An 11,216-nucleotide genomic window follows, 5' to 3' on the forward strand; every position below is an offset into this window, starting at 1 on the left:
ATGAAAATCAGCGAGATGAACTGGTTTCAACTGCAGGATTACTTGACTCGCGACGATCGTGTGATCCTCTCCCTCGGCAGTACTGAACAGCACGCTTATCTTAGCCTGTGCACCGACCACTTGCTGGCCTCACGATTGGCGGAAGAGGCGGGCGAGAAACAAGGTATTCCAGTTTATCCCGGCCTGCCGTTTGGTATGGCACCTTACTTTACCGAGTTTCCAGGCACTATCAATCTGCAACCGCAGACTTACAACGCGCTTCTGGATGATGTCTTGAGCAGCCTATATCGCAGCGGTTTCCGTCGCTTATTTCTGGTCAATGGGCACGGCGGTAACTCGCCTGTCCAGGTTCAGATCCACAATTGGCTCAACCGGTATCCCGAGGCTCGCGTGCAGTTGCACAACTGGTGGGCCTCTCCCAACGTTATGGGGTTAGTGAAGCACTTTTCCCCCAATGCTTCGCATGCCTCCTGGATGGAAAATTTCCCCTGGACGCGTCTGCCCAATGTTGACATGCCACGGGAAGAGAAGCCGGCGATCAACGTGGCAAAACTGGCGCAACTGCCTGCCGCTGCAGTCAGGGGTTACATCGGCGATGGCAATTATGGCGGCGACTACCAACGTAGCGATGAAGAAATGGCGCAGATTTGGGCCGCCGGTCTGGATGAAACTTGCGTGCTGTTGGAGCAAGGGTGGATGCCATGAACTTTACATTGATCCGTAATGCGCGAGTGATTATTCCGCGAGGGATCGTTAAGCAGAACCTGCTCATCGGCATGGGCAAAGTTCTGGCGATGGCTGAAGATTTGTCACCGCCGTCATTATTCTCCTGTGAGTTGTTTGACGCCGGCGGGCGCATACTGGCACCCGGAATCATTGATCAACACGTTCATCTGACAGGCGGCGGTGGAGAAGCAGGGTTTCATACGCGAACGCCGGAGGTTCAACTTTCACAGTTGCTGCAAAGCGGTATCACCAGCGTAATGGGATTGCTCGGCACCGATGGTGTAACCCGCCATGTGCAATCCCTGTTCGCCAAAGTCATGGGGTTGCGCAACGAAGGCATTTCCGCCTGGATGCTAACGGGCTCCTATGAGGTGCCGACCGTCACGATCACCGGTTCTGTCAGGGATGACATTACGTTTATCGAACCCGTACTGGGCGTGAAAACAGCCATCTCCGATCACCGTTCTTCACAACCGAGCATTGAGGAACTGATTCGCCTGGCGACTCAGGCTCGAGCTGCTGCGTTGTTGACGCAGAAACCCGGTCTGGTGGTCTTGCACCTGGGAAACGCCGCCAGTGCGCTTGAGCCGTTGGATGCCATTCGTGAGCAATGTGACGTGCCATTGCCCCACTTCCTGCCGACTCACGTCAACCGTCAGCGTCCTCTTTGGCGGCATGCCATGCAGTTAGCGAGACTGCAAGGCATCAATCTCGATCTCACCGCCGGCATCAGCCCTCATCTGGGCGCACGCGGTGCGGTAAAGCCCAGTGAAGCGGTGCTGGAGGCGTTGGATGCAGGCATTTCATCGGCTCAGTTGACGCTAAGTTCCGATGGGAATGGCAGCATTCCGGCCTTTGATGCAGAGGGTAATGTTTGCGGTCTGACCGTGGCCGGTTTTGATAGCTTGCTCAATGAAGTTCGGGATCTCAATGCTACGCTGCCGTTGGAACAATGTTGGCCTATGGTTGCCGGACATGTGGCGAAGCGGCTGAAACTACCACATAAAGGGGAAATCGCCGTGGGCAATGATGCCGATCTGCTGTTGCTTAATGATGACTTGCATCCCGAGGCGCTGTGGGCGAATGGCCGGCTGATGTTGGCTGATGGTGAAGTGCTGGTACGTGGAACATTCGAATGATGTTTGGTTACCGGCAACAGAAAACGGGCTCTTGAAGAGAGAGCCTCCTTGGGTGATCAGGCTGCGAGCCGGCTTGCTGCGGCTTTGTTCGAGTTAAACTGCCTCGGCTTACGAGGCGATTTCGGTAGGCGGGTTTTACCCTCATATTCAGAACTTCATCTGCAGGCTGAGGGAGACAAAGTCCTTGTCGGTGGGCGCAAATGGCGTATTGCCGCTGCCGGACCAGGCGAGTTCTGCAGAGTATGTCTTGCCATAGTCGAACCTGGCACCGGCGGCACCAAGCAGACGGCCTTCGGAGAACACGCCATCATAGGACCAGCCTTTTACGTCCTGACCGAAGCCGACAAAAGGGGAAACGCTGACGCCTTTAAACAGGCCTGGATAGCTCAACTGCGCTCGTAAGCGATAGCCCCAGGCGAATTTGCTGGTATAGCCGTCGCTGGAGCAGCCGAGCTTGCGGTATTTGGCCTCACTTACGCCAAGCAGGCAGCCCTTGGCGTTACCGTTGGCCAGATCGGATCCATAGGTATCCGTTTTGGCATAGCGGCGGTCACCCAGACCAGGGAGGTCATGCACATACTTCATGCCAACTTCGCCGGTCAGCTTCAGACCGGCGGCACCCAGTAGTGAGGGCAAGGGCTGGATGACCCCCAGTGATAACTGCGAAACTTTACGCCGGTCATAGCCATTGTAGACTGAGCCCGGCGGGGCATTGATAGCATCCCGGCCCAGCGTGATGTCTTGACCGATCAGATGGCCCAGTTGCACAGGATCGCCGGCGAAGGCCGGGATCAGATCGCCGGTGGCCAGCTGCATCGGCTGGTTGGGGCGGAAACTGTACTCGCCGAATACTTCGGTTCTTTCCAGCTTGCTGGAAAAACTCAGGCCAAAAATGTGAATATCATCCGGAAAATCGGCGAAATAGCGGCCGTTGGTTGCTTGTTGTCCTGGCAGCCAGCCGGCTCCCTGCTCCTGTCGGCGATCCGTGATCAGGCTGACGTAGGGGGTGCGTGAGTGGATGTTCATCGCGTAGGCGCCGAAATGGGTGTGAATGCTGTCGGCGAGGTAGCGTAGCGCCAGGCCGAATTGGCCCGTGTTCGATGGTTCGTTGTCGCCCGCACGGTGAATGATGAGATCATTGGCGAAACTTTCACGGTCGTTAGCTCCTCCACGGGGTACGCCATAGCAACCGTCAGGCATGAAGTCGCTGTTGGAGAAATAGGTCCCGCAACCTTCGATCACCGATCGCCGCCATTGTAGTTGGTAAAAGGCTTCCAGAGTGAGCTGATTGGTCAACCCTATTTTGCCGTACAGCATCGGCACCAGCGCTTCCTTTACCTGGGTGCCCGGCCGACGTAAGGCGGCCATATCGTTAGGGTTAATGGCGTTGATACCGTTCTGGAAGTACAGACCTTCTCCCCAGTTGATCACCTGGTTGCCAACCCGGACGTTCAATGGATGGCCGGCCAGGCTGAAATCACCGAATACATAAGCATCGAGCAAGGCGATCCCCTGAAACTTGGCCAGCCTGTCAAAGTGGCTATCGTCCAGTTTGCTGTTGGTACGGTAGCCGTTGGAAGAGTGGCCGAAGTCTACTTCTCGGTTGTTCAGGGTATAGTCGTACCAGGCTTTGCCGCGTATGAATGCGCCGTAGTTGCGCCAGTTGAGCGCCACTTCACCCTGCAGAGTGAGCGGCGAGGAGACCAGGCCGCGTTTGCGAAAGTTGAGTCTGCCGTCGTCGCCGGTACGCCCGCCGCCGTTGTTGAATTCTCTACTTGTGCCATAGCCAACGAGGTTGGCGTTACCTTGATAGATGCTGCTCGCACGGGGATGTTCTGCGTTCCAGACGCTGCCGATGCTGAGGCTGCCGTTGTAGCGCCCGTTGACGTCACCCCAATCGAATTTTCCGGCGCTGGCGGTATTGCATATCGCCCAGATGACGGGCGCCAGCAGACAAGCTGCCGGTGAGAAAGGCATAGGATAAGGGGGGCGCGATTGCAGATAGCTCATGGCGGCTGCCTCTTGCTTATTGTTATAAGAAGACAGGAGCACCGGGCACAGCACAAGCCAGATACTGTTGATGTGTAAAGCGTCGTGACGGCGGGCTCATTGAGCCGATCGTTAAGGCAGCGCCGGAAGCAGTGCGCTCACCATGCTATTGAAGGCGGCGACAGTGTCTGCAGGTTGGCTGCCACTTGCCGGCGCGGCTCCGGCTTGGGTAGCTCGCGGGGCCATATCGGGTGCTGAAGACATCTTGACGATCACCAGTTCGCGCTTGGGGTTGATGTAGATGCGTTGGCCGAAGCGGCCCGCGGCTTCGATAGAACCGTCGCCATCGTTCTTCTGGTACCAGTAGTCGCGATAGGCATAGCCGATGCGCTCTTTGGCTCTGGGGTTGTGCGCGATCAGCGCCTGGCTGGTGTTGGGTAGCAGCGCCAGCTGTACGGCCTGGGTAAATGCCGATGTTTGATAAGGTCTGGACCAGGCCAGGCGAATGGCCTCGGCAAAGCGTGCGGCGTCGCGCAAGGTGCTGCTCAGGCCGCCACTGGCCATCTCTGTGCCCAGGGCATCGACCTGGCTGTAGGCATCGTCTTCAGCAAACAGAGACCAGATGCGTTCCGCCACCAATGCCGACCAGCTCTTGCCGGTGACCCTGCGCATGGCCCAGGCCACCGCTTCAGGAGAACCGTTCTGGTAATACCAAATCGGCGTGGCGCTGGCCTGTTCAGGCCGGCTCGCGGCGAGCAGGAAACCGTAGATATTGTCGGGCATGCCGGGCCGCTGCGGCACGATGCCGACGGCGGCGAATAAACCGATATCCGGAGGCAGATGGGCGGGATAAACCGCCTCTACCTGCATGTCCAGATTTTGTTGCAAGGTTGCTTCGCCGAAGGGGGTGCCTGCCAGTTCCGGCACATAGACCGAGAGTTTGGCGCTTGGATCAAGTTTCCCCTCGGCGATCAGACCGGCGGCCAGCAGACCCGTTACCGATTTGGTCATCGACGCCCAGATGTGCGGCTGTTCCGGCGAGAATGAGTCGAGGTATCGTTCGTAGACGATTTTGCCCTGATGCAGCACGATGAAACCATCGGTAAAGGTTTGGCGCAGATATTCGGGAAGCGATAACGATTGCTCAGCGACGGTAAATCTCAGCCGATCGAAGTCAGCCGATGGGCCTGCTGCCAGCGGTAATGGGGTGATGGCTCGGCGAATATCTGTCGTTGGCGTCAAAGCACGCGCGTTGCGCAGAGCCCAGCGCAGGTTAGGAAACTCGAATGCATTCTGCGTGGTTACCCGCTTGTCTGCGGCCGGGGGAAAACCCTGCATTATCCCCAGGCGAACGGGATCGCTAATGTCGGCGGCGGCCTGACTATGGCCGCTGCTTGCCAAAGCCAGCAGCAGTACTGATAACAGGTTTTTGCACGTCGCTAAAACGTCAGAGGCTTCGCAACTCATTATTATTATCTCCTGGCAGGTGCAGTAAGGAGGAATATGTTTCTTCTGGTTGGTGTTGCATCCCGATAGAAAGAACGGACATTGCACTCAGTCTGCGAGGGCGCTATACCTGAACGCAATGCATTAAAGGTTATCAAGTCATAGCTAATGGGAATGTCATGAATATACGCGACCTGGAATATATCCTTGCCGTCCAGCAGTGCGGCGCTGTGGGGAAAGCCGCCGAGCAGTTAGGGATCACTCAACCGTCGCTCTCCAAGGCGATAAACCGGGTCGAGAGCCAACTGGGGGTAATGTTATTTGAACGCCTGTCAACGGGGATGCGCCTGACGTTGGCCGGCGAGACGTTCCTGGCCCGGGCACAGAGGCTCAGTCGTGATTTTGATGATGCGTTGGCGGAGATGCGCGGTATCCGCAGCGGAGAGCAAGGCGCAGTGCGCCTGGGCTATTCTCCGTCCCTGCCGGAAGATTTGCTCATTGCCAGCTGTCGCCGATTGTTGCGCGAACGTCCGGCTGCGCGGCTGCGTTTGCGCAGACGCCTGGCGAGCGAGTTGCTTGAACAGTTGCGTAGCGGTGAGCTCGATGTTGCGGTCATGCCGCTTTCAGGGGGGGCAGAGGAGTTCGACACACAAGTCTTGTATGAGGATTGCCTGGCCGTCGTGGCTGATGTCCGGCACCCGCTGGCCGCCAGGGAGTATGTGCAATTCAGCGATCTGCAGCATGAGCAGTGGCTGTTGCCTGAAGGACACGTCAGCGTTCGCCGGGCGCTGGATAGCGCCTTTATCAGGCAAGGGTTGCCGCCACCGAATTTACGTATCGAAGCTGATTTCAGCAGCGAAGCATTGTACGAACTCATCATCGGCACGCCGATCTTAACGCTTGCTCGCCGTGGCCGCATGCCTCATGCGGTGGGGGTGAAGCCATTGAGCCTCGATCTGGACGGTCTTGAACTGCATCGTTCTATCGGACTGGTCACCCGTTCCGGCGGCTACCTTTCGCCGGTGTGTGAACGATTGCTCGAACTGTTTGCTGATGTCGCCAGCGAGCGCAACATGCAGGAGTGGCTGTAGCACTCCCCCATCCCATTTTGTTATGGGGGAGTGCTTAAGAGTGGTATTGGCGAGTTTTTTCTCCACTTCTAAGATCGGATAACCCCGTTCAACTTTGGAGAATAAAGTGAACCTCGGAAAAATACTGAGCCGAAGTGCACGCTACTGGCCCCACAACGAAGCGGTCATCGATAGTCGCCAGAGACTGACGTATGCGCAACTCGAAGCGCGCAGCAACCGGCTGGCCTCAGGTTTGCTGAGGCTTGGGCTTGCACCGGGTGCGCACGTTGCACTCCTGGCGACGAATCGTGTCGAGCTGGTCGAGGCTGAAGTGGCCTTCTATAAGGCTGCGATGGTCAAGGTACCGATCAACGCCCGCCTGTCGCCCGAAGAGATAGTATGCGTACTCAACGATTCGCGCAGCGTAGCCGTGATTGCAGGCAGCGCCGTTGCGAAAATTCTGGCCGCCCACCGCGAGGCATTGCCCCACCTGAACTGGATTATCGCATTAGGCGATGAGGGCGGCGATATTCCCTATTGCGAAGTGCTCGGTATGGGGGAAGAACGCGAATTCAACAGCGATCCTGCCGATAATGATCTGGCCGTACTGCACTACACCTCAGGCAGTTCTGGTGTGCTCAAAGCCGCGATGCTGACGTTCGGCAATCGTAAGGCACTGGTGCGTAAGAGTCTAAGCAGCCCCGTCCGCAGCGCTGGGCCTGATGACGTCATGGCCCATGTGGGCCCCATCACGCATGCCAGTGGCATGCAGATCATGCCACTCCTGGCCGTAGGTGCCTGCAATCTATTGCTCGAACGCTATGACGATGAGTTGCTCTTGCAAACGATTACGCAAGAACGGGTGACGCGTCTGTTCCTGGTGCCGGCGATGGTCAACAGGCTGGTCAACTTCAAGGGCGTTGAGCAGTTCGATCTCAGTAGCCTTCGTCTGGTGATGTATGGTGCGGCGCCTATGGCTCCGGCCTTAGTTGAACGCGCCATCGAAGTTTTTGGCCCGATCTTGGCTCAGGGATACGGCGCGGGTGAAACCTGCTCGTTGGTAACCGTGCTGACGGAACAGGATCATTTGTCCCGGGATGGCGATACCCGTTTGTTGTCCTCTTGCGGGCGTTGCTACTTCGAAACCGATCTGCGCGTGGTTAACGAACAGTTTGAAGACGTTCAGCCGGGTGAGATTGGTGAGATCGTAGTCAAAGGTGACGACATCATGAAAGGTTACTGGCAGGCGCCGGAACTTACCGCAGAAGTCATGAAGAACGGCTACTACCACACAGGCGATCTCGCGACGGTGGATGACCGGGGTTATGTGTTCATCGTCGATCGGAAAAAGGAAATGATTATTTCCGGTGGCTTCAATATCTATCCTACCGAGGTCGAACAAGTGCTGTACCGCATGCCCGGCATCTTCGAAGCCGCAGTGGTTGGTGTGCCGGATGAGCAGTGGGGCGAGGCGGTCAAGGCGGTGGTGGTGCTCAAGTCCGGAACAACGCTGGACGAGTGCCAGGTCATCGAATATTGCGCAAAGTATCTGGCTGGTTTCAAAAAGCCGCGCAGTGTCGACTTCATCAATGAACTGCCCAAAAACCCCAACGGCAAGATCGTACGCCGTCAGGTGCGTGATGGGTACTGGAAAAACAGTCAGCGCAAGATCTGACGCGGGAGCAAAAATAAAATGATTCAGCCGAGCGAAAAAGCGCAGCGCATCATCAGCGATATGCAGACGTTCATCCGTGATGAAATTATTCCTCTGGAAAGGAGGGAGCAGCTGCAATGGGGGGAGGCTCATCCAAAGGCTCTTCTGGCCGATGTCTGGAAGCGCTCCTGTGAACTTGGTTTCTACAACGTGATGTTGCCCAAGAGTCTTGGGGGCGCAGGATTGAGCGTGGTTGATCTGTGTGCGGTCAAAGAGGCGGCGATACTGACCGGCTCGATGTTTGCACCCCATGTGTTGGGCGAACTGAGCGGCCCGCCGCGCATCGGGCATCTCTTCAAGGTTGCCAGCGAGGTGCAGATTGCCAAATTCCTGGAGCCGGTTTGCCGGGCGGAAAAAGCGGTGTGCTTCGCGCTGACCGAAGCGGAAGCCGGCTCTGACGCCATGGCCATCAAGACCAGCGCCGTGCGAGAAGGGGGCTATTATGTGCTGAATGGCGCCAAGCGTTATATCTCCGGTGCGCCTTATGCCGACTTCGCCGTACTGATGGCGGTAACAGGGGCGGGCCAGGGTGCCGATGGGATCTCGGCGTTTTTTGTTGATCTCAGCACTCCCGGCGCGCAAATCGATGCCGATTACCAGGTCATGTCTGGCGGCGGCAGCCATGGCAACATCGCGCTGAACAATGTGCGGGTGCCGGTCGAAAATCGCATCGGTGCCGAAGGGGCGGGCTTCAGGCTGGCGATGGGGCGTATCATGCTCAACCGATTGCTGCATTGCCCGACCATGCTCGGTATGGCTGGCCTGGCATTGAATCTGTCGATCGAATATGCCCGCACGCGCACCCAATTTGGCAAGCCTATCGCAACGTTTCAGGCGGTCAACCACATGCTTGCCGATATGGCCACCGAATTGCTGGCGGCACGCAGCATGATGTACGCGACGGCGGCGCTGAGCGATGCGGACGGTGACATTCGGACTCAGGCACCGATGTGTAAGCTGTTTGCTTCGGAAACGGCATTCCGCATCGTCGATCGCGCCGTGCAGGTGCATGGCGGTGCAGGTCTGATTCGTGGCAACCCGGTCGAGTGGATGTTTCGCGCCACCCGCATGATGCGCATTCTCACCGGTACCAGCGAGATCCAGCGCAACACGATCGCCAAGGGCATTCTGATGCCTGATTAAACCTGCCTGCCCACGTTCGCTGGATCGGCGGGCGTGGTCCACCTATAAGAAAAATCAGAGGTGCCCTATGCCCGCTACAGAATCCCGCTATCACCCGAAGGCCGCCTGGACCATCGCAGCGCTTCTCGCTGTGATGATGTTGGTGAACTTTCTCGATAAGGTCGTCATCGGCCTGGTCGCCGTCCCCATGATGGAAGAGCTCGAACTTAGCCCCACGGAATTTGGCTTGATCGGCGGCGCATTGCACTGGCTCTTCGCTATTTCGGCGGTGCTCGGCGGCTTCCTGGCAAATCGTAAACCCACGCGGACCCTGTTGTTGGGCATGGGGCTGTTCTGGGCATTGGTGCAACTTCCGATGCTGTTTGCAACGTCATTGTGGACCATTGTCGCCTGTCGGGTTCTTTTGGGCATTGGAGAGGGCCCGGCGTCACCTGTCGCCACTCACGCCCTGTACAAATGGTTCCCCGACAGCAAGCGTAGCCTGCCGGTGGCGATGCTGCATTCGGGCAGCGCGATGGGTTTGCTGATCGCCGGTTTATTGATCCCCTGGATGAGCGAACACTATGGCTGGCGCAGCAACTTCGCCGTGCTGGCGGCCATCGGTCTGGTCTGGTGCCTGGCCTGGCACCGTTTGGGTAAAGAAGGCGTGCTGGAGTGTATTCGTCCGGTCAGTATGGAAGGCGTGTCGACGCAGCCGCGTATCCCTTACCGGCGCTTGTTTGCCGATCCTACAGTGATTGGCAATTTTATCGGTCATTTTGCCGCCAACTGGTCGCTGGCTCTGACGTTGACCTGGGTTCCCGCCTATCTTGAGAAGGGATTAGGGATGACTTCACTTCGTGCTGGCCATATGTTCGTGGTATTTGTGCTGGTGACAACGCCTTTGAGTCTGATTATGGCATGGTGGTCTCAGCGCTTATTGCGCCGAGGCTTACCGTCGAGGATAGCGCGGGGGATGTTCGTTTCGATGTGCCTGGTTTTCAGCGGCGTCCTCGCTGCTTCACTGGTACTGCCAGGATTGTCGTTGGCAGAGCGCATGGTCTGTTTGACACTCAGTGGTGGTTTGGCGTTAGTGATGTATTCGGTTGGTCCGGCGATGCTTGCCGAAGTGGTGCCCAGCATTCAGCGTGGCAGCATGCTGGCGATCGGAAATGCCTGCGGATCTTTGGCGGGGTTGGCTGCGCCGATAGTCACCGGCCTGTTGGTTCAGAGTGCACAGGGCATCAGCGGCGACGGCTATGCCCATGGTTTTATGGTCTGTGGCGCGATCCTGGTCTGCGCCGGCCTTATCGGATTACTGACCATGAACCCGCAACGCTCGCTCCGTCAACTTAAGGTAACGCCATCCCACGTTCCCATGCGTGGCTGAGCGTCGTCTTCATCCTGATACGCGCGTTGCTGCTCGATCAACTCGCCTCTCCATAGGCCCGAATGGACAACTTCGATCAGCAAGTCTCTCACCAAGTCGCGCATGCAAGACGCGGCAAAGGTGAGGGGCTTGTGAATAGAGTAGGCCAGCGACAATGTGCGTTTCAGGTTGGGTTCAACGATGCGCCGCGCAGTTTGCTGCAGATTCTCTTCTACCGCAGGCCAGTTGCCAATGGTGGCTGCTAGGCCACTGCGTACCAGGCTGCTGACGCCTTGCGCGGTTTGTTGCTCATACTTCACTTTTAGCACCAGCCCTGCTTCGACAGCCGCTTGTTCTACTCGCCGGCGAAGGTGCGAGCTGAGTCTTGGGGCCATCACCAACGGGCCGTCGAGCAATTGCGCCAGCGTCATGGTATCGCCGGGGAGATCAGGGGCTTCAAGGCCTATCCAGTATAGGGACTCGGTAAAAATAGGTTCGACATTCACATGAGTGAGCTCTTCGGCATTGGGCACCAGACCGAAGTCCACTTTACCCAGCTCGATGGCTTCCCCCCCCTCCAGGCTGAGCCCATCGCGTACGGTCAATTCGATGCCGGGGAACTTTTGATTGGCGCGCTCAAT

General features: G+C 57.3%; 9 protein-coding genes. 6 read left to right on the top strand and 3 right to left on the bottom strand.

Going from position 1 to position 11,216, the window contains the following annotated elements; translation table 11 throughout:
• Positions 1 to 705: a creatininase family protein gene (locus WCL58_RS17710; RefSeq protein WP_336851438.1), complete on the top strand. Its 705-nt coding sequence runs from the start codon at positions 1 to 3 to the stop codon at positions 703 to 705.
• Positions 702 to 1,865: a beta-aspartyl-peptidase gene (iadA, locus tag WCL58_RS17715; RefSeq protein WP_336851439.1), complete on the top strand. Its 1,164-nt coding sequence runs from the start codon at positions 702 to 704 to the stop codon at positions 1,863 to 1,865. Before WCL58_RS17710 ends, iadA begins: the two co-directional genes overlap by 4 nt.
• Positions 1,866 to 2,012: 147 nt before the next feature.
• Here iadA and WCL58_RS17720 read toward each other — a convergent pair whose 3' ends face one another.
• Positions 2,013 to 3,875 carry a DUF1302 domain-containing protein gene (locus WCL58_RS17720; protein ID WP_336851440.1) on the bottom strand — a complete coding sequence of 621 codons (1,863 nt, stop codon included), beginning with the start codon at positions 3,873 to 3,875 and terminating at the stop codon, positions 2,013 to 2,015.
• 111 nt (positions 3,876 to 3,986) lie between these two features.
• Positions 3,987 to 5,321: a serine hydrolase domain-containing protein gene (locus tag WCL58_RS17725; protein ID WP_141958945.1), complete on the bottom strand. Its 1,335-nt coding sequence runs from the start codon at positions 5,319 to 5,321 to the stop codon at positions 3,987 to 3,989.
• Between the two features lie 158 nt (positions 5,322 to 5,479).
• Between WCL58_RS17725 and WCL58_RS17730 the strand changes: the two genes are divergently transcribed.
• The 4 genes from WCL58_RS17730 to WCL58_RS17745 all read left to right on the top strand — a co-directional run bounded on the left by WCL58_RS17730 (position 5,480) and on the right by WCL58_RS17745 (position 10,596).
• On the top strand, positions 5,480 to 6,391 hold the full coding sequence (locus WCL58_RS17730; RefSeq protein ID WP_141958947.1) for a LysR family transcriptional regulator: 912 nt from the start codon (positions 5,480 to 5,482) through the stop codon (positions 6,389 to 6,391).
• Between the two features lie 106 nt (positions 6,392 to 6,497).
• The gene (locus WCL58_RS17735; protein WP_336851441.1) at positions 6,498 to 8,045 is read left to right on the top strand and encodes an AMP-binding protein; all 1,548 of its coding nucleotides are present in this window, start codon (positions 6,498 to 6,500) and stop codon (positions 8,043 to 8,045) included.
• An 18-nt stretch (positions 8,046 to 8,063) separates the two neighbouring features.
• The gene (locus WCL58_RS17740; protein ID WP_336851442.1) at positions 8,064 to 9,227 is read left to right on the top strand and encodes an acyl-CoA dehydrogenase family protein; all 1,164 of its coding nucleotides are present in this window, start codon (positions 8,064 to 8,066) and stop codon (positions 9,225 to 9,227) included.
• A gap of 67 nt (positions 9,228 to 9,294) precedes the next feature.
• On the top strand, positions 9,295 to 10,596 hold the full coding sequence (locus WCL58_RS17745) for an MFS transporter (protein ID WP_336851443.1): 1,302 nt from the start codon (positions 9,295 to 9,297) through the stop codon (positions 10,594 to 10,596).
• On the opposite strand, the gene WCL58_RS17750 is transcribed toward WCL58_RS17745, so the two are convergent.
• A partial coding sequence (locus WCL58_RS17750; RefSeq protein ID WP_336851444.1) for a LysR substrate-binding domain-containing protein occupies positions 10,554 to 11,216 on the bottom strand: 663 nt, incomplete at its 5' end. The genes WCL58_RS17745 and WCL58_RS17750 overlap by 43 nt on opposite strands.

This window comes from Serratia sp. TMDUHS_CL (assembly GCF_037137105.1).
Lineage (GTDB): Bacteria > Pseudomonadota > Gammaproteobacteria > Enterobacterales > Enterobacteriaceae > Serratia > Serratia nevei.